Below are 25,200 nucleotides of genomic sequence, written 5' to 3'. Positions count from 1 at the left end.
GGTTGCCAAACCGTTCATGCACTACGAAGAGACGCAGTGCTTAGGCGATTACGGATTACCGTTTGGGAGCATAGATATCATGCCCCACTTCATCGATTTGCCGGCGCAGCGCGCGGCGTTCTTCCGGGCTGAGGCGCCCCTGCCGACGCGAATTGTCAGCAGTCTCGCTACCCCGCCCGTCGTTTGGAGCACCATATCCGCTAGTGTCCTGTCCGTTGAGTTCACGGCCACGGCGGCGATCGCCTTGCACCGGCTGGCCATTGCGATATTCGCCCCGGTCCAGCGCGGCGTTTTGAACCTGGAATGCGCGCACCACCTCGCGCCCCACATAACGGGCTTCACCCGGTTCGGCAAATGCATTGGCCAGACCAAGGATTAAGAGGGAAAATATGCCGATGTGCTCGAGTCGCATTGTCCAAGACCGCTTTACCATCACTATGTACGGGATAGCCCGCAAAGGCCGGATGCACGCCAACGCGAGCCGACCCGATAACCATGAACCCAGTGTATGCTTGATTGTGCGACGCGATAATCCGTGTAAGGTAAAGTTTGTAACACTTTGTAATGGTTTGCGCGAGACATCATCCGGCATTTTTTTCTGACGTTACCATAGCGCCATGAATACGACAAATCTGACAACCAATACGCCCGCCCATGCCCCCAACGGTCACCAGGGCAAGATACTTGTGGTCGATGATGACTTGCGTCTGCGCGACCTGCTGCGGCGGTATCTTGCCGAACAAGGCTTCAATGTCGTGACGGCCGAAAACGCTCAGGCGATGAACAAGCTGTGGATCCGGGAACGCTATGATCTGCTGGTGCTGGACCTGATGCTGCCCGGCGAGGATGGATTGTCCATCTGCCGGCGCCTGCGGGGTGCCGGAGACCAGACGCCGATCATCATGCTGACGGCAAAAGGCGAAGACGTCGACCGCATCGTCGGCCTGGAAATGGGCGCCGACGATTATCTGCCCAAGCCTTTCAATCCGCGCGAACTGGTCGCACGCATCAACGCGGTATTACGCCGCAAGGGACCGGACGAGATTCCAGGCGCTCCGTCTGAAACACCGCAGACTTTCACGTTCGGCGACTTTATCCTGGACCTCGGCACGCGCACCCTGAAAAAAAATGGCGAGTCGATATCGCTGACGACCGGCGAGTTTTCCGTATTGAAGGTGTTTGCGCGGCATGCACGCCAACCGCTCTCGCGCGAAAAATTGATGGAACTCGCGCGCGGCCGCGAATACGAAGTATTCGACCGCAGTCTGGACGTGCAGATTTCACGTTTGCGCAAGCTGATCGAACCCGACCCCTCCAACCCGATCTATATCCAGACGGTCTGGGGATTAGGCTATGTCTTCATCCCCGAAGGCCAACCGCGCTGACGTCCAACCTTGATCCCGCTTATCGGAAACCGTCTTAACTGGCTCAATAGCGGCCTGTTCTGGCGCACCTTCTTCCTGCTCGCCTTCCTGATCGCCGCCAGCATCATGGCTTGGGTGGCGAGCTTTCGCATTGTGGAACGTACCCCGCGCGCGCAGCAAATGGCAGCGCAGGTGATTTCCATTGTCACGATCACCCGCGCGGCCCTCACACATTCGGCACCCGACCTGCGGCGCGAATTGCTGTTCGATCTGGCGAGCAACGAAGGCATCCGTATTTATCCGCTGGAAGGGACCGACGTCGTCGAACCGCCGCCGGACAGCGGTCTGATGCCGGTGCTGGAAACCACCGTGAAGGAACGCCTCGGCCAGAGTACAAAATTTGCCGGCAGCGTCAACGACGTTTCCGGATTCTGGGTCAGTTTCAAGATCGACGAGGATGAATACTGGCTGCGGCTCGATCGCGAGCGGATCGAGGGCGTGTCCAGCATTCAGTGGCTGGGGCTGGCGACCACCACGCTGGTGCTTTCGCTGTTCGGCGCAGTCTTTATCTCGCGGCTCATCAATCTGCCGTTGGCACGTATCACAAGCGCAACGCGCTCGATTGCCAAGGGCCGCAAACCGGATCCGTTGCCGGAACGCGGGCCGGCTGAAATTCGCGAAGCGAACCGCAGCTTCAATCAGATGGTTGCCGACCTCGATCGCGTCGAGTCCGATCGAGCGGTTATCCTTGCGGGCATCTCGCATGATTTGCGCACGCCGCTGGCGCGCATGCAGCTTGAGGTCGAGATGGCAAAGCTGCCGGACGATGCACGCCAGGGCATGCAGTCCGATCTGGCGCAAATGGATGAAATCATTGGCCAGTTTCTCGAATACGCAAAGCCTTCCGACAGGTCGCAAGTCGCAAGCGTGGATTTAAGTTCGCTGTTGCGCGAGTGTGCGCACGAGGCCGAACGTCTGCCGGATGTAAAGGCAAGCGCCAGCATTGCCGACCATGTCAATGTATTTGGTAATGCAACCGACTTGAAGCGGGTCGTCAACAACCTTATCGAAAACGCTCGCCGATATGGAAAAACCGAGGGGAGCGAGCATACCAGTATCAATATCAGCTGCAAGACTCAAGGCACTCAGGCCGTCGTTGAAATAACCGATCACGGTCCTGGCGTACCCGATGCGGAAATCGAAAGGCTGCTACGGCCTTTCACACGTCTCGATACCGCACGCGGGCAGGCAAACGGCGCGGGACTGGGTCTGGCTATCGTCGACCGTATCGTCAAGCGGCATCATGGCGTGATGAAGTTGTCGAACAATCCCACTGGTGGCTTGCAGATCCGGATATCGATACCGGTAACCGGCACACTTGCCTAGGCATGGAGATCGGCGACGCGCGCCTCCTAGCAGTGTTTCGCAAATGCATGTTGGCATTCAGGTCCGACCAGCTTACGGTATATTGGTACTGTGTTTTTCGTTTCCATGCGTTACGCTCCGGATTAAAAAACAGCCATTCAGTCTAGGCGACGCCCTCCGCGATTAGCGTCTTAACGCGCATTACGTTTCACTGCGCGGCCGCAAATATTTCCCATCATCATCTTAGGTCACCGCCCTTTTGCGCTGAGACAAATAAACCTTTGTTCGCCGGTATAAATTCGTTACATGTGACGCGCGCGCGAAACAAATTTCCAACGGCAGCGTCTACGGAAAACGGTTACACGTGTGCTGCCGTTGTTCGCCGTTGTGGCGTTCAGCATCGCAGCTCAGGAGAAGGTGGCCGCAGGCGATGGGCACCAGATGAAAAAAAATCCCCTCTATAGCAAGTCGACCCGGAATCGTCGCGTCGATGCGGCCATGCCGGCAGCTCCGCAAGAGGCAGACGCGCAGGCTACGGGCTCGACCGCATCACCTGTCAAATCAACCGAGCCCATAGCCGAGGACGCGCCTGTCGCACCGCGCCGTACCAGCGGCGTACGAAACTTTGCGACAAAACACGAGCGTCTGCTGCTGGTGCTGGTGTCGGTTCTGTTGAGCAGTACGCTGTTCTATGCTTTCAGTCACCTGCAATCGGCAGAGCGAAAACTGACGCAGCGTGACATCGATGCCGCGGTCATGCATACGCTTGAGCAAAATATTCTGCCGTCGCCGGAAGCAAAGGCTTTCGCCCGCATCCGCCCTTCCGTAGTACGTGTAACGCAGGTAGGCCGCGAAAAAAATAACGATGAAAGCAATCCGACCAAGGCATTGGGAGTCGGCACCGGCGTAGTCGTCGTAGATAGGGGCATCATCCTGACGAACCTGCATGTGGTCGAGGGCAATAACAAGATACAGATCGATTTCGCCGACGGCACCAAGTCGGATGCGGTCATTGTTCAAAAGCAGCCGGAGAACGATCTCGCCGTGCTGCAGGCAAGCACTGTGCCGGATGACCTGATTCCCGCCACATTGCGATCGAGCCAAGGTCTGGCAATCGGCGACAAGGTGGTCGCGGTCGGCTTTCCCTTCAACATCGGACCCTCGGCATCGTCCGGCATCGTCTCCGGCTTGAAGCGCAATTATCAGTCGGACGACGAAGAACGGGTGCTGGCCAATCTGATCCAGTTCGATGCGGCAGCCAATCCGGGAAATTCCGGCGGTCCCCTGATCACAATGAACGGCGAGGTCGTCGGCATCGTGACCGCCATCCTGAGCCCGAATCCGCAAGGCTCCTTCATTGGTATCGGGTTTGCGGTACCGATCGAAACCGCAGCCGCAGCCGCAGGAGAAGCACCATTTTGAAACGCAGCATTCACCAGGCAGAGGCCCATGGAAGACAGAGATAAAATCAGCACCGAAGTGTCCCGCCAGATGGAACGGGTCCTGTACGAGGTCAAACGCGTCGTGGTGGGTCAGGACCATTTTCTTGAACGCGTGCTGGTCGCCATTCTTGCCGGTGGACACTTGCTGGTCGAAGGTGTTCCCGGGCTCGCAAAAACGCTGACAGTCAAAACGCTGGCGCGCACCATTCAGGGCAGTTTCAAGCGCATCCAGTTCACGCCCGATCTGGTCCCCGCCGACCTGATCGGCACCAGGATCTATAATCAGAAGACGAGCGAGTTCACCACCTCGCTCGGTCCGGTTTTTTCCAACCTGATTCTTGCAGACGAAATCAATCGTGCTCCCGCGAAGGTGCAGAGCGCGTTACTGGAAGTCATGCAGGAGTGCCAGGTCACTATCGCGGGCGAGACGCACATGGTGCCCAATCCCTTCCTGGTCATGGCGACGCAGAACCCGATTGAAACCGAAGGCACGTATCCATTGCCCGAAGCGCAAGTCGATCGATTCATGATGAAGGTGCTGGTCCAGTATCCGAGCGAAGAAGAAGAATTCGTGATCGTCAACCGGGTTACCGGTCCGGCACCCGACATTGCGGCAGTCACCACCACCGAGCAACTTGCGCACCTGCAACAGCAATGTCGCGAATGCTATGTCGATCCTTCACTTGTGCATTACGCAGTGCGGTTGGTAGCAGCCACGCGTAATCCGGACCGCTACAACGTGCCCAATCTGGCGCATTACCTGACTTGCGGCGCCAGTCCAAGGGCGTCGATCCATCTGATCGAAGGCGCGCGCGCCTTGGCTCTTTTGCGCGGTCGCAATCATGTCAGACCGGAAGATGTCAGCGACCTGGTTCCGGATGTGCTGCGCCATCGTCTTTCATTGTCTTACGAGGCCTTGGCCGACGCGATCACGCCGGACCATATCATCCATCGCATCATGAAACACATACCAGCACCGGAAAGGATGCTTGAAACCCATGTCAGAGTTGACGCCAGCGCCTGAAGCCGTTCTCCGTCGCATCGAACTGACTGTATTGCGTCAGCTCGATGGCATGCTGCATGGCGATTACCATACCCTGTTCCGCGGAATGGGCATGGACCTTGCGGACTTACGCGAATATCAGTATCACGATGACGTACGGCATATCGACTGGAACGTCACTGCACGGATGCAGACACCCTATGTCCGCGAGTATTATGAAGAACGCGATTTGACCGCATGGTTTTTGCTCGACCTGAGCCCGTCGGAAGATTTTGGTTCGCAGCAAGTCACCAAACGCGCGCAGGCATTGGAACTGGTGGCGCTGCTTGCCAGCATGCTGAGCCGTCACGGTAATCGGGTGGGCGCGCTGTTTTACGGCGGGAATGTCGATACCATTATTCCCGCCGGCAGCGGACGCCGCCATGTTCTGCAAATCCTGCATCGGATGATGACGCGCCAACCGCTTGCGCAATCCAGCGCTACCCGTTTGCAGGACTTGCTTGAAACTTCCGCGCAAATGATGAAACGCCGCTCGCTGGTCTTTGTGATTTCCGATTTCATTTCCCAGCCCGGGTGGGAAAAGCCCTTGGCGCTCCTGGCACAGCGGCATGACATCCTCGCCATGCGTCTGTACGATCCGTTGGAAATGGAATTGCCGGATCTTGGCTTGTTGACGATGCAGGATGCCGAAACCAGCGAACAACTTTTGGTGGACACGCACGACCATGTGTTCCGCAGCCGCTTTACCGCCGCAGTCACGCGGCGCGAAGATGCCTTGCACGAAGCATTTTCCTATGCCGGGGTCGATGTGCTTGAACTGTCGACCGAGGATTCGGTTGTAGATGCGCTGCTGCGTTTTTCCGAAATGCGCAAGGGCCGCAGCCGTCTGATGGCAGGCAGCTCCTTGTCACTGCATGCGGGGCGACGATGACTTTTATCTGGCCAACATTCCTTTGGTGTCTGTTGTGTGTGCCGTTGCTCGTGCTGAGCTATTGGCTACTATTGCGGCGCAGGAAAAAACACGCTGTACGGTATGCCGGCTTGTCGATCATCAAGGAAGCGATGGGCCCGTCGCAGCGGTTCCGACGCCATATTCCGCCGCTACTCTTTCTGATGGCATTCAGCGTGATGCTGCTGGCGATCGCGCGGCCTGCGGCACTGATCACCTTGCCGTCCCAATATGAAACGGTCATTCTGGCTATCGATGTATCGGGCAGCATGCGTGCCAACGACGTGGCGCCGACCCGTATTGCCGCCGCTCAAGCTGCGGTGCGCGGATTCGTTGAACAACAACCGCGCAATACGCGTGTAGGGGTGGTGACCTTTGCCGGCACTGCAGCGCTGACGCAGCCACCCACCGAAAACCGCCAGGATATTCTGGATGCCATCGATCGCATACAGCTGCAGCGCGCCACCGCGATCGGTAGCGGGATACTGGTTTCGCTGAAGGCAATTTTTCCCGACGTCGAGTTCAATCTGAATTCCACCGATCCGCGCCCGGCCGCGCGCGACGGTCCCGGCTCCCGCGCGCTCGGCGACTCACCCAAGGACAAGCGGCCCGATTTCAAGCCGGTGCAACCGGGTTCCTACATGTCCGCCGCAATCATTCTGCTTACCGATGGACAGACGACAACCGGACCGGATCCGGTCGAGTCGTCGATGATGGCCGCCGAGCGTGGCGTACGCGTCTTTACCGTCGGGATAGGAACCATCGAAGGAGAAGTCGTCGCCGGCGAGGGATGGTCGATGCATGTGCGCCTGGATGAGGATTCACTGAAAAAGATTGCGAATGCCACAGGTGCCGAGTACTTCTATGCCGGCACGGCGGATGACTTGAGCAAGGTATACAAAATGCTCAATTCCAAGCTGACGCTGGAACGCAAGGAAACAGAAATCACCGCCCTGTTTGCCGCAGCAGCGGCCTGCCTTGCATTGCTGTCAGCCATGCTATCGATGCTGTGGTTCAATCGTCTGCTCTAACCGCGGCTGCATATTTAATCCTGGTCACCATCGTCCCGCCGACCACCGACATCTATCAAGCCAGAGTGGAAGACCCGGCAAGGATGATTTCATCTCTGTCTGGTTCGTCGCGCCGCCGCCCCATGCGTAACAGCGTGATCCGAAGCGTTGTGCGATGGTACGCCCTGTCTGTGTACGCACAGTGAAACACCAGCTCCGCGATCGTATTAAGCGTGGCCGAGGACGCATATTACTTCGCGATGTGGCGATAGATTACCTCAGAGAAATTACTTTTCTCCCTTGGCATTTGACTTTTGCTGATGGCGTTCTTTACATCAAACGGCACGCCTGTTACGATCAGCTCTATTAGCAGAATCATGTTTCGCTATGCAGAACTAGTGCCTGATTTCCGGCTTTGTACCGGCATGGCATTTATGGAGAAAACCTTCATGCATGACGCTGTAAATGGGCTTAGGACCGGTGGTTGCGATTTCACGCTTACTGGAGCGCAACGGCTTGAAGATGGCGATATCAACTTGTGGGAGTTGAATGAAGCGTTCGCAGTCCAGGTCTTGTACTGCCGCGGTCGCCTCGGCATTCCGGATCAGCGCTTGAATGTCAACGGTGGTGCGATCGCGGTCGGCATCCGTACGGCGTGACCGGTTCGCGGCTGGTCGGGCATACAGTGATTGAAGGCAAGCGTCGCGGTGTTCGCTATGTGGTGGTGACGATGTGCGTCGGCGGCGGTCAAGGTGCTGCCGGTCTGTTCGAAGTCTGCTAGGAGGGCATGATGAGCGTCAAGGAACTGTTCCAGCTTGAAGGTCGGGTTGCATTGGTCACCGGCGGATCACGCGGCTTGGGATTGCAGATGGCGGAAGCGCTTGGCGAAATGGGATGCAAGCTGGTATTAACTGCACGCAAGGCCGATGAGTTGGAACAAGCGCAATCGCATCTCGAACAATCCGGTTATGAAGTGTTAACCATCGTGAACGACTTGGCAAAGACCGATCAGATTCCGGCGATGGTCGACCAGGCCGTGCAGCGTTTCGGTGCGATCGACATTCTGGTCAACAATGCCGGCGCTACCTGGAGCGCACCGGCAGAGGACTATCCCGACGAAGCCTGGCGCAAGGTGCTGGGTCTTAACGTGGACTCGCTGTTTTTCCTCGCACGTGAAGTCGCCCGGCGCAGCATGATTCCGAGAAAGTCGGGCAAAATCCTCAACATCGCATCGGTCGCGGGATTGCGCGGCAGCGCGACGAATGTCAGTACGATTGCCTATCACACCTCGAAAGGTGCTGTTGTCAATTTCACCCGTGCGCTGGCTTCGGAATGGGGGAAATACAATATCAATGTTAATGCGATCTGTCCCGGCTTTTTCCCTTCAAAGATGTCGGCGGGATTGCTTGAAAAGGTTTCCGAGAATGTGATCGCGCGTGCGCCGCTCCATCGTATTGGCGGCGCCGAAGACCTGAAGGGAATCGTCGTCTTTCTCGCGTCGGAAGCGTCGCGTCACATCACCGGCCAGGCGATCGCTGTCGACGGCGGAATCAGTGCCGTGTAAGCCAGGCTTGCAGCATTAACCACTTATCCAAGAAAACCATGTCCGATCGCCATATGGCATTTTGGCCAGGCACGCTGCCAAACCACCTGACTGTGCCGCAGACCAATCTTTTCTACAACGTTGAAGTGTCGGCGGCCCGCTTTCCCGACAAGCCTTATATCCTGTTCTACGACACGCCGATCACCTTCGCGGAATTCCGTGATGAGGCCGAGCGCATTGCCGGCTATCTGCAGCAAGAGTGCAAGGTCAAAAAAGGCGATCGCGTACTGCTCTACCTGCAGAACAGTCCGCAATTCATCCTGGCGTATTACGGCATCCTGCGCGCAAACGCCGTCGTGGTACCGGTCAATCCAATGAATCGCACCAGCGAGCTGCGCCACTATGTCGCCGACACCGGCGCGACCACCGCGATCGTGCCGCAGGATTTGTTTGCGCAAATGTCGCCTTTGCTCGGGGATGGCCTTGAACATATCCTGGTCGCCGCCTATTCCGACTATCTGAAGCAGCCGACCGATTTGGATATGCCAGCCTTCGTCAAGGCGCCACGTGAAGCGCTCGCCGGTCCTGGCGTGACGCTGTGGACCGATATGCTGGTACACAATCTGCGGCCCGGACCGATCACGGCGGGCCCCGACGATCTGTGCGTGATGCCATACACCTCAGGCACGACCGGCAACCCCAAGGGTTGCATGCACACGCATCGCAGTGTCATGTACAGCGTAGTCGCGAGCATGCAATGGTTCGGCAGCCAGCAGGACGCGGTGATGCTGTCGGTGCTTCCATTCTTCCATGTCACAGGAATGCAGGGAAGCATGAGCGGGCCGCTATATCTCGGCAGCACCATTGTGCTGTTACCGCGCTGGGACCGTGAGATCGCCGCCGAATGCATACAGCGTTACCGCGTCACTTCGCTGCAAGTCATTTCCACGATGGTGGTCGATCTGCTTGCCAATCCCAAGATCGGCGATTACGACCTGTCCAGCATCAAGGGCGTTCGCGGCGGTGGTGCGGCAATGCCGGAGGCCGTCGCGCAAAAGCTGAATGACGTGATCGGGGTACCTTACGTCGAAGGCTATGGCATGTCGGAAACGATAGCCGCCACCCATATCAATCCACCGCAAAGACCGAAAAAACAATGCCTCGGCGTTCCGCTGTTTGACGTTGACGCACGGGTGGTCGATCCGAGCGACTTTCATGAATTGCCGACGGGCGAGGTTGGCGAAATCATCGTCAATGCGCCGAATGTCATGCTGGGTTACTGGAATCATCCGGAAGGCACCCGCGAAGCCTTTGTGGAAATAGAGGGCAAACGCTTCCTGCGCACCGGCGATTTGGCAACGACTGATGAAGACGGTTATTTTTTCATGGTCGACAGGCTCAAACGCATGATCAATGCATCTGGTTTCAAGGTATGGCCGGCCGAAGTCGAAGCCTTGATGTACCAGCATCCTGCAATTCAGGAGGCCTGCGTGATCGGCGCACGCGACGCCAAGCGCGGCGAGACGGTGAAGGCAGTGATCGTGTTGCGGGAAGCATATCGCGGCAAGATCGCGGAGAGCGATATCGTGGATTGGGCGCATCAGAACATGGCGGCATACAAGAGCCCGCGCATTGTGCAATTTACGGACGCGCTTCCGAAATCATCGACAGGCAAGATTCAGTGGCGTGAATTGCAGGAAAAAGAAAACGCTACCTGAGGGGCCTGGACAAATAACACGCGTATACAGCAGAGCGGAGACATCATGCGATTTGAAAACAAGGTGGCGATCATTACAGGTGCGGCCAGCGGGATCGGACGTGCGACTGCATTGCGACTGGCACAAGAAGGTGCCTGCGTTGCCCTGGTCGATCGAAATGAAGACGGCTTGACAGAGCTTGCAGCTCAAATCCCCGACGCATCCAAAATCTGGCTGCGCGCTGTCGATATCGCGTGCGAAGAAGAAGTGGAACGCTGCGTCAACGATGTGTTCGTCCGTTTTGGACGCATCGATGCAATGTGCAACAACGCCGGTATCTCGGGGGGCGATTATTCCGCCATTACCGATACCGACACCGGAGTCTGGCATCAGATCCTGGCAGTTAATCTAATGGGTGCCGTTCACTTCAGCAAATATGCTTCGCGCATCATGTGCGAGCAACGGAGCGGCGCAATCGTGAATACTGCTTCAGTGGCCGGGGTACGTTCCGGTGCAGGTGGCAATGCTTATAGTGCGTCGAAGGCTGCAGTGATCAATTTGACGATGACCAGCGCCTGCGATCTGGGGCAATGGAATGTACGGGTCAACGCGGTATGTCCGGGCTTGATCGAGACCGGCATGACTGCGCCGGTATTCGAACGGGCGCGCGCAGCCCAGAAGGAAGACAAGCTTGGCTCGCGCTGCGAACTGCGTCGGTACGGACGTCCGGAGGAAGTAGCTGCCGTCATCGCCTTCCTCGCGAGCGACGATGCGAGCTATGTGACCGGTCAAGCTTTGCCGGTCGACGGTGGCAATACCGCGTCGCTAAATTTGCCGGGGATGAAGGTGTAGAACCTGAGTGGGCATCAGCGCGGATATGCGTTTTTACCGACTCTTTTTTGTCGTGCTCCGCCAAGCTAGCGGAATACGACAAACTTGTTCGGCATTCGCGCCATGAGGCATGGCGACATTGCCTGTGACGCGCAATTGCCATTGCACAGCTCTTCTGCCCTCGAATGCCATACGTAAGAGCTATTCGACCATTCCTGCGTTACACAGCTCCTTCGGTCATTGGCGCTCCAAAGCATGTATCACATTAGGTAAAATGGAGTCTCTCCATACCGCCAATGCGTGCTTTTTCGCGCGCTTCGTCAATGAGTTCCGCAGATAACAAGTCATGCTGTCAGCCCAAATCGCCGGCTGACCTCTTCTTTTCCTTTACTCTTCTCGCATTGCAAGGCTTTGGCGGCGTGTTGGCTGTGGTACAGCACAACCTGGTCGAGCAAAAACGGTGGATGACACGGGAGGAATTCATAGAAGAGTGGGCAGTCGCCCAAATCATGCCAGGACCAAATGTCGTCAACCTCGCTTTGATGATAGGTGGGCGGTATTTCGGCCTGCGTGGCGCGCTTGCGGCGTTGGCGGGCATGATCACCGTTCCCTTGGTCTTGCTGCTTTTGCTGGCCGTCCTGTATGCGCATTTCGCCGGTCACCCTGGCTTGGCCGGAGCATTGCGCGGCATGGGTGCGGTAGCCGCAGGTTTGATCGGCGCGACCGGCCTCAAACTGGCGAGCACCTTGAAAACGCATCCGCTTGGTCAAGCGCTTGCGGTTGGATTCTGTGTATTGGGATTTATCGCGGTGGGCTTGTTTCGCTTACCTCTTATGTATGTGCTGCCGGTTCTCGGCGGCATCGCTTGTCTGCTTACCTACAAAAAAATCAAGCCATGAATACGATGTTGCGATTTACCTTGGAATGGGCCGACTGGCTGAATTTGTTTGCTCAGTATCTGTTGCTGTCACTACTCTCCATCGGCGGCGCGATTTCGACTACTGCAGAAATGCATCGTTTTCTCGTTGATGAACACCATTGGCTGACGCCAAGTCAATTCAACGCTTCTATCGCTATTGCCCAGGCAGCTCCAGGTCCCAATGTTCTTTTCGTTGCTCTCATGGGATGGAATGTCGGCATGAATGCCGGCGGATGGAGCACCGCGCTATTTGGAGTGCTTGTGACCATGGTCGGAATTCTTTTACCAAGCACGACGATGACATATCTCGCGGCTCAATGGGGGCATAAGAATCGCGATCTTAGGCCCGTGCGCGCATTTAAGTCTGGCATGGCACCGATTGTCATTGCACTTCTCTTCTCGACAAGCTGGACACTTGCAAGCTCCAATAGTGTTGATCACGGCGAATGGAAATTATGGCTTGCAGCGATTATTGCGGCACTAGTGATTTGGAAGACAAGAGTACATCTTCTCATTCTATTGCTGATCGGCGCATTACTAGGGTGGTTCGGAATAATTTGACAAAGCCAGTACGGGACGTGCGCAGTTGCCGGAATCGGGAAGCGGAGGTGTATGTGAAGCGGGGAGTGGTGGAACTGTGGAGCGGTGGTGCTTGGTGCGTGGGGTGCGCAAAGTAAAACGCCCCCGGCGGTTAAGCTGGAGGCGTTTTGGGGGTACGAGCCTGACGATGACCTACTTTCACACTGGTTGCAGCACTATCATCGGCGCGAAGTCGTTTCACGGTCCTGTTCGGGATGGGAAGGGGTGGGACCGACTCGCTATGGTCATCAGGCATAACTGGTAGTGTTGCTTGCAGGATCGTTATTGCCAATCCGTCAAACAACGCAATCTGGGAAGAAGTAGTGCGCAGGGGTTCTGCGCTTCTTTTGGCGGGCGTGATGTCCAATCGGGCATACGCTTCATACTTGTGTATAACTACCAAGGTTATAGGGACAAGCCGCACGGGCAATTAGTACTGGTTAGCTTAACGCATTACTGCGCTTCCACACCCAGCCTATCAACGTCCTGGTCTCGAACGACCCTTTAGCAGGCTCAAGGCCTGGGGAAGTCTCATCTTGAGGCAAGTTTCCCGCTTAGATGCTTTCAGCGGTTATCTCTTCCGAACTTAGCTACCCGGCAATGCCACTGGCGTGACAACCGGTACACCAGAGGTTCGTCCACTCCGGTCCTCTCGTACTAGGAGCAGCCCCCCTCAAACTTCCAACGCCCACGGCAGATAGGGACCAAACTGTCTCACGACGTTTTAAACCCAGCTCACGTACCACTTTAAATGGCGAACAGCCATACCCTTGGGACCGGCTACAGCCCCAGGATGTGATGAGCCGACATCGAGGTGCCAAACTCCCCCGTCGATATGAACTCTTGGGAGGAATCAGCCTGTTATCCCCAGAGTACCTTTTATCCGTTGAGCGATGGCCCTTCCATACAGAACCACCGGATCACTATGTCCTACTTTCGTACCTGCTCGACTTGTCAGTCTCGCAGTTAAGCACGCTTATGCCATTGCACTATTAGCACGATGTCCGACCGTACCTAGCGTACCTTCGAACTCCTCCGTTACACTTTGGGAGGAGACCGCCCCAGTCAAACTGCCTACCATGCACTGTCCCCGATCCGGATAACGGACCAAGGTTAGAACCTCAAACAAACCAGGGTGGTATTTCAAGGTTGGCTCCACGGCAACTGGCGTCACCGCTTCATAGCCTCCCACCTATCCTACACAGATTGGTTCAAAGTCCAATGCAAAGCTACAGTAAAGGTTCATGGGGTCTTTCCGTCTAGCCGCGGGTAGATTGCATCATCACAAACATTTCAACTTCGCTGAGTCTCGGGAGGAGACAGTGTGGCCATCGTTACGCCATTCGTGCAGGTCGGAACTTACCCGACAAGGAATTTCGCTACCTTAGGACCGTTATAGTTACGGCCGCCGTTTACTGGGACTTCAATCAAGAGCTTGCACCCCATCATTTAATCTTCCAGCACCGGGCAGGCGTCACACCCTATACGTCCACTTTCGTGTTTGCAGAGTGCTGTGTTTTTATTAAACAGTCGCAGCCACCAGTTTATTGCAACCCCTTCATCCTCAGGCCGCAGGGCCTTCAAACTACCAGGGCGTACCTTATCCCGAAGTTACGGTACCAATTTGCCGAGTTCCTTCTCCCGAGTTCTCTCAAGCGCCTTAGAATACTCATCTCGCCCACCTGTGTCGGTTTGCGGTACGGTCTCGTTAGACTGAAGCTTAGAGGCTTTTCTTGGAACCACTTCCGATTGCTTCGCGGCACGAGGCCACTCGTCGCACACCCTTGAATTCCGCGCCCGGATTTGCCTAAGCGCCTTCTTCGATGCACAAACCGGGACATCCAACACCCGGACAACCTTCCGCGATCCGTCCCCCCATCGCATCTAACGACGGTGCAGGAATATTAACCTGCTTCCCATCAGCTACGCATCTCTGCCTCGCCTTAGGGGCCGACTCACCCTGCTCCGATGAACGTTGAACAGGAAACCTTGGGCTTACGGCGTGCGGGCCTTTCACCCGCATTATCGCTACTCATGTCAGCATTCGCACTTCTGATACCTCCAGCATCCTTTACAAGACACCTTCGCAGGCTTACAGAACGCTCTCCTACCATCTGCATTACTGCAGATCCGCAGCTTCGGTGACTGGCTTAGCCCCGTTACATCTTCCGCGCAGGACGACTCGATCAGTGAGCTATTACGCTTTCTTTAAAGGATGGCTGCTTCTAAGCCAACCTCCTGACTGTTTTAGCCTTCCCACTTCGTTTTCCACTTAGCCAATCTTGGGGACCTTAGCTGGCGGTCTGGGTTGTTTCCCTCTTGACGCCGGACGTTAGCACCCGACGTCTGTCTCCCAAGCTCGCACTCACCGGTATTCGGAGTTTGCAATGGTTTGGTAAGTCGCGATGACCCCCTAGCCATAACAGTGCTCTACCCCCGGTGGTGATACTTGAGGCACTACCTAAATAGTTTTCGGAGAGAACCAGCTATTTCCAAGTTTGTTTAGCCTTTCACCCCTACCCACAGCTCATCCCCTAACTTTTCAACGTTAGTGGGTTCGGACCTCCAGTACCTGTTACGGCACCTTCATCCTGGCCATGAGTAGATCACTTGGTTTCGGGTCTACACCCAGCGACTGAAATCGCCCTGTTCGGACTCGCTTTCGCTACGCCTTCCCTATTCGGTTAAGCTTGCCACTGAATGTAAGTCGCTGACCCATTATACAAAAGGTACGCAGTCACCCCTTGCGAGGCTCCTACTGTTTGTATGCACACGGTTTCAGGATCTATTTCACTCCCCTTCCGGGGTTCTTTTCGCCTTTCCCTCACGGTACTGGTTCACTATCGGTCGATATCGAGTATTTAGCCTTGGAGGATGGTCCCCCCATGTTCAGACAAGGTTTCACGTGCCCCGCCCTACTTGTCGCAAGCCTAGTTCCACAATACCGATTTCGCATACGGGGCTATCACCCTCTGTGGCCGGAGTTTCCAATCCGTTTTGCTATCGCTACTGCTAAATCTTGCAGGCTGTTCCCATTTCGCTCGCCACTACTTTGGGAATCTCGGTTGATTTCTTTTCCTGCAGCTACTTAGATGTTTCAGTTCGCCGCGTTCGCTTCACACACCTATGTATTCAGTGAGTGATGACCCAAAGGGCCGGGTTTCCCCATTCGGAAATCTGCGGATCAATGCGTGTTTGCTCGCTCCCCGCAGCTTATCGCAAGCTACTACGTCCTTCATCGCCTGATATCGCCAAGGCATCCACCATGTGCACTTATTCGCTTGTCCCTATAACGTTGGCTTCTGTCGCCAGAATCCCGTTATAAAGTATGAGTTTGAATATGCCGTAGTCCAGACTACTCGCGTGTCACCACGAGAACTCTTTCCTACCTATGATTGATACAATCACAACCCACCAGTATCTCCCAACGCGCTCATCACAAACGCATCAGTCCATACTGATAAATTCTTTACTACTTCTTCCAGATTGTTAAAGAACAAAAACAGCCAATGATCTCAAAAGATCAAACCTAAATCGCCCGCGCCCCACGGCGCCCCGACTTAGGTTTGATGTCTCAAAGAAGTGGTGGAGGTTGACGGGATCGAACCGACGACCCCCTGCTTGCAAAGCAGGTGCTCTCCCAGCTGAGCTAAACCCCCGAAACTTTGATGGTGGGTCTGGTTGGGCTCGAACCAACGACCCCCGCGTTATCAACACGGTGCTCTAACCAACTGAGCTACAGACCCGTTCGGATCAGTACCTAGCCAAACCCCCGGCAGACTGTATTGCGTGCCGACTGCCGACTTACACTGTTCTTGCTGTCTCTACCAACATACCGATAAGTGTGAACGCTTGACGCGATGGCTTTACTCTAGAAAGGAGGTGATCCAGCCGCACCTTCCGATACGGCTACCTTGTTACGACTTCACCCCAGTCACGAATCCTACCGTGGTAAGCGCCCTCCTTGCGGTTAGGCTACCTACTTCTGGTAAAACCCGCTCCCATGGTGTGACGGGCGGTGTGTACAAGACCCGGGAACGTATTCACCGCGACATGCTGATCCGCGATTACTAGCGATTCCAACTTCATGCAGTCGAGTTGCAGACTACAATCCGGACTACGATACACTTTCTGGGATTAGCTCCCCCTCGCGGGTTGGCAGCCCTCTGTATGTACCATTGTATGACGTGTGAAGCCCTACCCATAAGGGCCATGAGGACTTGACGTCATCCCCACCTTCCTCCGGTTTGTCACCGGCAGTCTCATTAGAGTGCCCTTTCGTAGCAACTAATGACAAGGGTTGCGCTCGTTGCGGGACTTAACCCAACATCTCACGACACGAGCTGACGACAGCCATGCAGCACCTGTGCGCCGGTTCTCTTTCGAGCACTCCCAGATCTCTCCAGGATTCCGACCATGTCAAGGGTAGGTAAGGTTTTTCGCGTTGCATCGAATTAATCCACATCATCCACCGCTTGTGCGGGTCCCCGTCAATTCCTTTGAGTTTTAATCTTGCGACCGTACTCCCCAGGCGGTCAACTTCACGCGTTAGCTGCGTTACCAAGGAAATTAATCCCCGACAACTAGTTGACATCGTTTAGGGCGTGGACTACCAGGGTATCTAATCCTGTTTGCTCCCCACGCTTTCGTGCATGAGCGTCAGTGTTATCCCAGGGGGCTGCCTTCGCCATCGGTATTCCTCCACATATCTACGCATTTCACTGCTACACGTGGAATTCTACCCCCCTCTGACACACTCTAGCCGTGCAGTCACAAATGCCATTCCCAGGTTAAGCCCGGGGATTTCACATCTGTCTTGCACAACCGCCTGCGCACGCTTTACGCCCAGTAATTCCGATTAACGCTCGCACCCTACGTATTACCGCGGCTGCTGGCACGTAGTTAGCCGGTGCTTATTCTTCAGGTACCGTCATTAGCCCAGGATATTCACCCAGACCGTTTCTTCCCTGACAAAAGAGCTTTACAACCCGAAGGCCTTCTTCACTCACGCGGCATTGCTGGATCAGGGTTGCCCCCATTGTCCAAAATTCCCCACTGCTGCCTCCCGTAGGAGTCTGGGCCGTGTCTCAGTCCCAGTGTGGCTGGTCGTCCTCTCAGACCAGCTACTGATCGTCGCCTTGGTAGGCTTTTACCCTACCAACTAGCTAATCAGATATCGGCCGCTCCACGAGCATGAGGCCTTGCGGTCCCCCACTTTCATCCTTAGATCGTATGCGGTATTAGCTAATCTTTCGACTAGTTATCCCCCACTCTAGGGCACGTTCCGATACATTACTCACCCGTTCGCCACTCGCCGCCAGGATTGCTCCCGCGCTGCCGTTCGACTTGCATGTGTAAGGCATGCCGCCAGCGTTCAATCTGAGCCAGGATCAAACTCTTCAGTTCAATCTCTGTTTGTGCCATTGCTGGCAACCTCCGAAGAGGCGTCGCCCACTCAAAATACTGACAAGTAACATCTTGCGATGCTTACCTATATTTCTTCGTGAGCACTTGATACTTGTGTAATGCCAATGGCCGAAACCATCAACCCCACCCCACCAAGCGCCCACACTTATCGGCTGTTAGTTGTTAAAGAACTTTTTACTGCGCTAACGCGCTATCGCTACACCTTACGAATCGTTGTGTTCGTAGGCATTAGCAAAATTTATTACCAAGAGAGTTTTACTGTCACGCTGCGCCGTTTGGCGGCAGTACGAAGAAACCACATCTTAGACACGCTTCGCAACCTAATTGTCTGCGTTGCGTTGTTACGAGGAGCAGCACTATATCAGAACAACTTCGTAACCGCAACGCTTTTGAATTCATCGTTTCTTTTATAAAAACCGAACCTGCATCTTTACAAAATTCAACGCAAAGCATTGCTGGAAATCCCTTCACTTACTTAGCGTAATTTCCACCCATTATCTGATTTACCGTGCCTTCGCAGCGGCGCTTCAGTTTTGCGGGAGGCAAACTATAGCAAAGCGAATGCTCGTGCACAAGTGCCTGAGCCAAATATCTTCAACGTTTTCTGAAGGAGCTTGTGGAGACCAATATAGATGCAATTATTACGATGTGTATAAGAACGCAGATTGCTTAATTTGAGAAAGCAGGGTGCAGACGCACTTTCGGAGTAATGTGACATAGGCGCAGTCGCGCCAGATACCTTGCCTGAGCGATACCGTGCGACGAATATATTGGATGAACGGCAGCCTAGGCAACAGACGGTAGAGGATGACAGGGTCAGGAGGAATTCGCACTAACGGTTGCCGGTTCGTGTCACCAGGCCATTTAACGCTCGCCGAGCCAAACGCACAAAAAGGCCGAACTCTTCAAGCAGTAGGAAGCTACCGCCTCATTGACGGTATCTTCGCAATTATCGATTGACTCCGGTATTTGTTTCTCACAATATTGGCGAATGTCTTATCTTTCTCTGCTTTTTCCCATTCTTTTTGTAGCAGCGCTTGCCCTCCTGCTCAAACATTTTCTTGGTTCGCTCGCATGGGCAGGCTTGCTTGCAGTAATTACATGGCCCCTGCATGAAAAACTATTGAATCGAGGATGGTCGAGGACCGCAAGCGCCGCGCTTATTCTCATGGCGCTTGTCGTCAGCTTTGTCGCACCTTCCGTGTTTCTTTTCAATACCCTCAGCAGCGAACTCTCAACGGTAGAACGGCTAGTGGGGCAATTAAATCAGACTGGGGTTCCGGTTCCGGAATGGTTTGCCCGACTTCCAATGGTTGCCAAGCCGGCCGTGAAATGGTGGGAAGAAAATCTTGCCGTCCCTGGAGGACTGAACACGCTGATTCAAACCACTGCAGGCGATCTTGTCCCTCATCTGAGCAGCGCGCTCAGTACGCTCGGGCCAAGCATACTGGCGAATGCGCTTTACCTTTTCCTGGCACTGCTAACCCTATTTATTCTTTATGTTGAAGGGCCTGCGGTTATTCGCTATGTCGATCGGGCCGGCGAAAGGATCGCTCCCCAGCACTATGCCGTGCTGCGTCGCCTGTTCCCGCTCTCGGTCAGGGGCACGGCACTTGGACTTTGCTCCGTAGCGATATTGGAAGGGATAGTACTTGGCATTGCGTATGCGATTGCTGGTGCTCCTGCCCCTGCGCTGCTTGGCGTCATCACCGGGTATCTTGCGCTTATTCCTGGAGGCGCGCCGCTGTCGTTTACGGCGGTTTCCTTGCTTCTGCTTGGGCAAGGGAATGCGGGCGCAGCCTTGGGTCTGTTCTCATGGGGCGCATTCGAACTGTTTCTGGTCGACAAATTCGTACGTCCCAAACTCATCGGTCAACGCGTGGACCTCCCGTTTCTTGCCGTATTGTTCGGTTTGCTAGGTGGCGTATCAACATTGGGTGTGCTGGGCCTGTTTGTCGGTCCGTTCATGATGGCCGTACTGTTTTGGTGGCTGCGCAGCGGCAACAAGAACAGCGCTGTCGACCCGACTGCGCCTGTAGAGAACGACAAATGGGCAGCATGATTGCTCGGCGTACATACAATCGAAAAGGCAAGCCGCATCATTCGCTTGCGCAAATTCAAACTTTCGTCTGAGTGCGCATTTTCCTACGATAAAAGCCAGCCAATTCCGATTTCCCGCAGTCTATCCCTTCGTTATATTTTTAGCATCACAGCCGATGTATTCGGTTAGATGCATTTATTTTATAAGGGGAAGACATAAGCGATGAAGCCGATGTAGCAAACGATAAGATAGAGATTGATCGCCTGGCTGCCATTGAGGCATGCCGTCGACAACCAGCTTTGCCAGCGAAGGGAGCATGCTGGTTCTGCGACGAGGTTCTGCCGCCAATGAAGAAGTTTTGCGATAGCAATTGCGCTGCTGACTATGAACTGGAACAGGCCGCATGGGCTCGGTCCGGACGTCCTCGGGGGCCAAGCGACATGTACGCTGATTAGACGTCTCTTCGGGTTGGCTGTGCTCACACCCAGGCGCAGTCATCCCAGTGCATGGGCGAAAGTCGGTGTGAATTGGTATGCCAACTGACCTTGTTTGACTCCGATTGCCTGAAAAACACGGAATCCCAGCTATTCAGTCTGGCCTGATACGAAGATTTCCGCTTCAAATATTTCCCGCATCAGCATCATCGTGGAATTCCAATTGTCGGGTTCAACCGGTAAATAGAATAGTCCCGCCTTGTCATCTGGATTCGCCACCACAACATGCGAAACCAGCGTGTTCAGCAGTTCGACTGCTGCTTCGCCGAGCACTTCTTCGACAGCGCGGTTGATTTGCATACGCCTACATGCGCATCCCCCAACCTGATGCCGGCTGTATGAAGCGATAGCTTACTGCTATCCGTCAAGGCAACATTGAGTGTACCGAGTAGACTTGCGGATAAATTATTTCGTCTGACTGATAGAACATCAGTGCGTCTGGATCGCGGCCCATAGTCACGCGTAACTTGATTTGCGCACTGTACCGGGTTCATTGAGAGCTTGTGCCCGGAGAGTATTGAGAACGCGGCAATCACCTTCGCTCCGCCTACAGACCCGCGTCTTGAGATGTGTCAGCCCACTAAGCATTTACATCAGCTGCGTCAGTTTCAACGTGCAAATCATCACTGCCTTGTCATCCATTCCGGGACAAGCTATGTCTTCATTGATTCATGAAGGGAAAGAGTTTGAAAAACATTGCAATTGTCGGAGCCGGTTTTTCCGGTGCAGTGATCGCACACCAGCTTGCAAAAGCCGGGTATAAGCTTGACGTCTTTGATTCACGTCCTCATGTCGCGGGCAATTGCCATTCACGGCGTGATGTCGACACAGGTGTGATGGTGCATACCTATGGTCCGCATATTTTTCATACAAGCAATGAAAAGGTGTGGAACTATGTGCGGCAATTCGATGAGTTCATTCCTTACACCAATCGCGTCAAGGCAATTACCAATGGACGCGTTTTTTCCTTGCCGATCAACCTGCTCACCATCAATCAGTTCTTCGGAAGGACTTTCAATCCACGCGAAGCGGAAGCATTTCTTGCTTCCGTTGGCGACCAAAGCATAGTCGAACCAAAGACTTTTGAAGAGCAGGCCTTACGATTCGTCGGCAAAGACTTGTACGAAGCATTCTTCAAGGGCTATACGACCAAGCAATGGGGCCTGCATCCGTCTGAACTACCCGCGAGCATTTTGAAGCGCCTGCCGGTGCGCTTCAATTACGACGATAATTATTACGCAAGTATGTACCAGGGAATGCCGAGGAACGGCTATACCTTTATCGTGGAAAAAATGCTGGATCAGTCGAATATTGCGCTTCATTTAGGTACTACCTTCGACCGTAAGTCGGCTGGGGAGTACAACCATGTTTTTTATAGCGGACCGATTGATGCCTGGTTCCGCTATAGCCAGGGCCGGCTGGGCTACCGCACACTGGACTTCAAGGCCGAAACGCATGACGGCGATTATCAGGGAAATGCGGTACTCAATTATTGTGACAACGAGGTGCCGTGGACTCGCATCTCCGAGCACAAACATTTCTCGCCTTGGGAAACGCATGAGAAAACGGTCATCTTCAAGGAGTACAGCCGGTTTTGCGAAGAGAACGATACTCCTTACTATCCGATACGCCTGGTGCAGGACAAGTCCCAATTAAAGCAATATATAGAACTGGCACAAGCAGAACGAAATATCACGTTCGTCGGTCGCCTTGGCACTTATCGCTATCTGGACATGCATGTCACCATTGCAGAAGCGCTCGACGTCTCCGAACAATTTCTTGCTCGTGCAGCTAGCGACGGGCGCATGCCGGCATTCACAATCAATCCTTTGGGTTAATACCCTTTTGACCGGGCGCGCATGCAATGCGCCTGCACTGTACCCGAACGTCCATACACCGGCGACAGTGCGGATTGAAGGCGTCTGTTACTGCTCTTCGTTCGGCGCTGCTGCAATGTGCACTTCAGGCATTTCCGGTTTTTTAAATGCATATATGCGCCCGTGCGTTTGTGACTGCACCAGATCCGCGATGCCGTCCGCCAGGATGGCGGAGAGCGATGACGATTGTGCAACGTCGCTTTTCTGACGCATGCGTGCATTCAGTGAAATTACCGGGCACTTCTCCATGACGTTCTCCCTCGATACAGAAATTGCAGTATAGAACTCACCCATTGCTTGCACTGTGACATTTTGTATCGCGCTCATTGCGAGTCGCCTGTAAAAGAAACAATCGGTATCTCATGCGGTCTCATTGAAGTGACGACCGTCATGCTGAATGCAGAAGGAGCATATCGATGCAAGTAGCAAAACTGGAAGAGATCTCCGCGAAACTTGAACAATTGCGGGACGAACTGTATCGCACGTCGAGTGCGCAAGATCAGCCGCTTGACGAGCATGGCCGGTTGGTGCAATTGGCGAAAGAATGCGACTTCATGCTCCCGCCCCGGCTTACCGTTGCCAATTTGACCGGTACGGTCGAACGAAAATTGGCAAACATTGCTGTGCTGCTTGAGCGTGCACGCAAACATGAATCGCTTCCTGACGACGCTCAAGCGGCAGCGGAGCAGGAGTACACGTTGACCGACGAGGATTATGCGGCGCACACACACCAACAGTCAGCAGGAGATGAAAAGCATGATGCCGACCGCCGGCACTGATGCATGTCATGGCGTCAGTGTTCAAGGAACGCGAGCTATAGACCCGCCTGGGTAAATAAGGCCTCATCGACTAGGCCATGCGCCCTTCCGGAAAAACTCATCAGTACATGCTCGGCTTCGCAGTATGCGTCCAGCGTGAGCTCGGTTGCCGCCAACGGATGCTCTCTGCGCATGACACCGACGTAGGAACCACTGTATAGCCGCTGGTGGAAAATAGGAAAAACCGTCCCTTGGCCAGCGGATATTTGCGCCGTAATTCTTAATCGCCCCACACGTCCTATCACCGCTAACAGCACGCAGTTAGTTCGGATACCTTGTGCAAGCCGATATTCCGCGCCACAATGGCTATTCGGAATGTACGCGGGCCTCCAGCCATGACGCTCCCTCTTTTTCCACCCGACGACAATGCTCTGCTCGAAGAGCGCTTGCGCGCACTATTTCGCTCCTGGATAGACTATCGCTCCCTGTCAACGTCACGGCTTCGGACTGAACGGCCGCTGAAGGAAGAGTCGGCCATCGTGTACCAGGAAATGTGGCACGCGTTCGCCGCATATTGCGCCCAGCGCAAGCTCGACGTCACGACCATCGAAGCTGCCGACATACAGACCTTTCTGATGTTGCGTGAGAGTGGAAGGGCCAGCGCGAAGCCACGCGTGTGCATCAAGGGCTCTGACCTTTCCCCGCGCTATGCTTGGCGGCTGCTCACGTTGATCGACCGCATCACACGTTTTCATGCTGAGCGCGAAGGTGTCGCGCCCAATCGTGCTGCAACCGAACTGCTTCAGCGCAGCGAGTATCGGTATGCCAACGCCAGCCATCGCGACCCACTGCCCGAGTTCTGCACCGACGCACAGGCCAAGCGCCTGATCGCTTACCTGACCGAGATCAGGCACGCGGAATCTCCTCAGGGACCGATGTCCTGGAAGGAAGTGCGCGATCGCACCGCGGTGGGGTTGATGCTTGGGGCGGGACTTACGCCCGGCGACGTCAGGGCGATGACGCTTGAAGGCATTGCCATCGAGGGCGGACGCAGGGCAGGCTTGCCCTGGAAACTCGCCTTGCCCGGCAACGGCAATGCGCCTGCTCGGGAAACACCTGTCGCCGAATGGGCCGGCCGCCGGCTTGCAGTATGGCTATCTGTACGCGAAAACCATCACATCAAGGGAGAGTTGGTTTTCCCATCGACCTTGGGAGGCAAGACCTGGTCCCACACAGGGTGCTATGAATCCTGCAAAACAGTGCTGGAAGGCGCCGGGCTGGGAAATGATTCCGGTGGCGTCTTTAAATTACGTCACACGTTTGCCCTGCGCCAGCTTGCCAAAGGGAGAACCGAAGCCGAAGTGGCACGCTGGCTCGGCTTGCTCGATCTGTCCAGCATGGCACGCTATCGCCGTGTCATGCCGCGTCCGATAGACGTTGCATGACACCGCGCGTCACCACACCCCGCATGTCCATGCAGTCTTGTCCGAAGAACGAAAGACGGCGGTCTCAACAGTTGTGCAGTCAACGCTTGTTGACATCGCCTACGTCGGGTTGAATGCGCGCCTGTTCCTCCTCGAATTCCGCTTCTTCCTGCAGCGATAACGCATGGGCAAGAAAGATGGAATTGCCGTCACCCTGGATCACAAAGCCACAATGGGGACAAGTCAGCACCCCGCCCTGCATCGTATCAAGACGTTTGCTGAATCGGTTTATTTGAAACGGCCGCCCGCAGATCAGACTAGGACAGCGCTTGATAAAAGGCCGCATGACTCACAGTGAATAAAGTTATTCGCTGAAATACTACTATGTGATGCTCTATGGAAAAAATTGCTTTTAATAACGATTGATTTGGATCAAATCGGGGCCAGGTATTCATGTTTTTGTGCCGGTCTCTCATG

The 25,200-nt window shown here is 54.7% G+C and carries 20 protein-coding genes, 2 tRNA genes, 3 rRNA genes and 2 pseudogenes; 17 read left to right on the top strand and 10 right to left on the bottom strand.

Annotation, left to right across the window (positions count from 1 at the left end):
* Positions 1–55 precede the first annotated feature (55 nt).
* Positions 56–412 carry a hypothetical protein gene (locus D3871_RS18340; RefSeq protein WP_119770527.1) on the bottom strand — a complete coding sequence of 119 codons (357 nt, stop codon included), beginning with the start codon at positions 410–412 and terminating at the stop codon, positions 56–58.
* Positions 413–617: 205 nt separating this feature from the next.
* On the opposite strand from D3871_RS18340, the gene ompR reads away from it, so the two are divergent.
* The 12 genes and pseudogenes from ompR (at position 618) to D3871_RS18280 (ending at position 12,684) form a co-directional block, all read left to right on the top strand.
* Positions 618–1,385, top strand: a complete 768-nt coding sequence (gene ompR, locus D3871_RS18335; protein WP_119770526.1) for an osmolarity response regulator transcription factor OmpR — start codon at positions 618–620, stop codon at positions 1,383–1,385.
* A 12-nt stretch (positions 1,386–1,397) separates the two neighbouring features.
* A complete protein-coding gene (locus tag D3871_RS18330) occupies positions 1,398–2,750 on the top strand; it encodes an ATP-binding protein (protein ID WP_119771430.1) in 1,353 nt (450 codons plus the stop codon).
* A 420-nt stretch (positions 2,751–3,170) separates the two neighbouring features.
* Positions 3,171–4,151 (top strand): S1C family serine protease, encoded by a 981-nt coding sequence (locus D3871_RS18325; RefSeq protein WP_119771429.1) that lies wholly within the window; start codon positions 3,171–3,173, stop codon positions 4,149–4,151.
* Between the two features lie 27 nt (positions 4,152–4,178).
* Positions 4,179–5,195: an AAA family ATPase gene (locus tag D3871_RS18320; RefSeq protein ID WP_233575711.1), complete on the top strand. Its 1,017-nt coding sequence runs from the start codon at positions 4,179–4,181 to the stop codon at positions 5,193–5,195.
* The gene (locus D3871_RS18315; protein WP_119770525.1) at positions 5,170–6,105 is read left to right on the top strand and encodes a DUF58 domain-containing protein; all 936 of its coding nucleotides are present in this window, start codon (positions 5,170–5,172) and stop codon (positions 6,103–6,105) included. The genes D3871_RS18320 and D3871_RS18315 overlap by 26 nt, the downstream gene beginning before the upstream one ends.
* Complete coding sequence (locus D3871_RS18310; protein ID WP_119770524.1) at positions 6,102–7,154, top strand: VWA domain-containing protein; 1,053 nt, start codon at positions 6,102–6,104, stop codon at positions 7,152–7,154. Before D3871_RS18315 ends, D3871_RS18310 begins: the two co-directional genes overlap by 4 nt.
* A 444-nt stretch (positions 7,155–7,598) precedes the next feature.
* Positions 7,599–7,914, top strand: a pseudogene (locus tag D3871_RS18305) (acetyl-CoA C-acyltransferase); the annotation flags it as partial.
* Positions 7,915–7,923: 9 nt separating this feature from the next.
* Positions 7,924–8,697, top strand: coding sequence for an SDR family oxidoreductase (locus D3871_RS18300; RefSeq protein ID WP_119770523.1), 774 nt, complete (start codon positions 7,924–7,926; stop codon positions 8,695–8,697).
* A gap of 38 nt (positions 8,698–8,735) precedes the next feature.
* On the top strand, positions 8,736–10,394 hold the full coding sequence (locus D3871_RS18295) for a long-chain fatty acid--CoA ligase (protein WP_119770522.1): 1,659 nt from the start codon (positions 8,736–8,738) through the stop codon (positions 10,392–10,394).
* A 45-nt stretch (positions 10,395–10,439) separates the two neighbouring features.
* Entirely contained in the window at positions 10,440–11,225 is a 786-nt protein-coding gene (locus tag D3871_RS18290) for an SDR family NAD(P)-dependent oxidoreductase (RefSeq protein WP_119770521.1), read from the top strand.
* A 302-nt stretch (positions 11,226–11,527) separates the two neighbouring features.
* Complete coding sequence (locus tag D3871_RS18285) at positions 11,528–12,103, top strand: chromate transporter (protein ID WP_233575710.1); 576 nt, start codon at positions 11,528–11,530, stop codon at positions 12,101–12,103.
* On the top strand, positions 12,100–12,684 hold the full coding sequence (locus tag D3871_RS18280) for a chromate transporter (protein ID WP_119770519.1): 585 nt from the start codon (positions 12,100–12,102) through the stop codon (positions 12,682–12,684). The genes D3871_RS18285 and D3871_RS18280 overlap by 4 nt, the downstream gene beginning before the upstream one ends.
* A 158-nt stretch (positions 12,685–12,842) precedes the next feature.
* On the opposite strand, the gene rrf is transcribed toward D3871_RS18280, so the two are convergent.
* From rrf to D3871_RS18255, 5 genes are all read right to left on the bottom strand, one after another.
* Positions 12,843–12,955 (bottom strand): 5S ribosomal RNA (rrf, locus tag D3871_RS18275).
* A 156-nt stretch (positions 12,956–13,111) separates the two neighbouring features.
* Positions 13,112–15,989, bottom strand: a 23S ribosomal RNA gene (locus D3871_RS18270).
* Between the two features lie 296 nt (positions 15,990–16,285).
* Positions 16,286–16,361: transfer RNA gene (locus D3871_RS18265), tRNA-Ala, on the bottom strand.
* Positions 16,362–16,371: 10 nt separating this feature from the next.
* Positions 16,372–16,448, bottom strand: a tRNA-Ile gene (locus tag D3871_RS18260).
* Between the two features lie 129 nt (positions 16,449–16,577).
* Positions 16,578–18,108, bottom strand: a 16S ribosomal RNA gene (locus D3871_RS18255).
* The 16S, 23S and 5S rRNA genes sit together here with 2 tRNA genes alongside, the layout of an rRNA operon.
* 125 nt (positions 18,109–18,233) lie before the next feature.
* Here D3871_RS18255 and D3871_RS29950 point away from each other — a divergent pair.
* Complete coding sequence (locus D3871_RS29950; protein ID WP_147376846.1) at positions 18,234–18,542, top strand: hypothetical protein; 309 nt, start codon at positions 18,234–18,236, stop codon at positions 18,540–18,542.
* A gap of 518 nt (positions 18,543–19,060) precedes the next feature.
* Positions 19,061–20,191: an AI-2E family transporter gene (locus tag D3871_RS18250; RefSeq protein ID WP_233575709.1), complete on the top strand. Its 1,131-nt coding sequence runs from the start codon at positions 19,061–19,063 to the stop codon at positions 20,189–20,191.
* Positions 20,192–20,754: 563 nt separating this feature from the next.
* Here the strand turns inward: D3871_RS18250 and D3871_RS18245 are convergent.
* Complete coding sequence (locus tag D3871_RS18245) at positions 20,755–20,964, bottom strand: hypothetical protein (protein WP_119770517.1); 210 nt, start codon at positions 20,962–20,964, stop codon at positions 20,755–20,757.
* Between the two features lie 386 nt (positions 20,965–21,350).
* On the opposite strand from D3871_RS18245, the gene glf reads away from it, so the two are divergent.
* Positions 21,351–22,502, top strand: a complete 1,152-nt coding sequence (gene glf / locus D3871_RS18240; protein WP_119770516.1) for a UDP-galactopyranose mutase — start codon at positions 21,351–21,353, stop codon at positions 22,500–22,502.
* Positions 22,503–22,589: 87 nt separating this feature from the next.
* Here the strand turns inward: glf and D3871_RS18235 are convergent, their stop codons facing one another.
* Positions 22,590–22,868, bottom strand: coding sequence for a hypothetical protein (locus D3871_RS18235; RefSeq protein ID WP_119770515.1), 279 nt, complete (start codon positions 22,866–22,868; stop codon positions 22,590–22,592).
* Between the two features lie 89 nt (positions 22,869–22,957).
* Here D3871_RS18235 and D3871_RS18230 point away from each other — a divergent pair, with 89 nt between their 5' ends.
* The gene (locus D3871_RS18230; RefSeq protein ID WP_119770514.1) at positions 22,958–23,320 is read left to right on the top strand and encodes a hypothetical protein; all 363 of its coding nucleotides are present in this window, start codon (positions 22,958–22,960) and stop codon (positions 23,318–23,320) included.
* A gap of 56 nt (positions 23,321–23,376) precedes the next feature.
* Here the strand turns inward: D3871_RS18230 and D3871_RS30920 are convergent.
* A pseudogene (locus D3871_RS30920) lies at positions 23,377–23,577 on the bottom strand (LysR family transcriptional regulator); the annotation flags it as partial.
* 117 nt (positions 23,578–23,694) lie between these two features.
* Between D3871_RS30920 and D3871_RS18220 the strand changes: the two are divergent.
* On the top strand, positions 23,695–24,744 hold the full coding sequence (locus D3871_RS18220) for a tyrosine-type recombinase/integrase (protein WP_158597976.1): 1,050 nt from the start codon (positions 23,695–23,697) through the stop codon (positions 24,742–24,744).
* Positions 24,745–24,823: 79 nt separating this feature from the next.
* Here the strand turns inward: D3871_RS18220 and D3871_RS30305 are convergent, their stop codons facing one another.
* Entirely contained in the window at positions 24,824–24,973 is a 150-nt protein-coding gene (locus tag D3871_RS30305; protein WP_158597975.1) for a hypothetical protein, read from the bottom strand.
* Positions 24,974–25,200 lie beyond the last annotated feature (227 nt).

Source organism: Noviherbaspirillum saxi (assembly GCF_003591035.1).
GTDB lineage: Bacteria > Pseudomonadota > Gammaproteobacteria > Burkholderiales > Burkholderiaceae_D > Noviherbaspirillum > Noviherbaspirillum saxi.
This window is presented reverse-complemented; position numbering and strand designations above follow the sequence as displayed.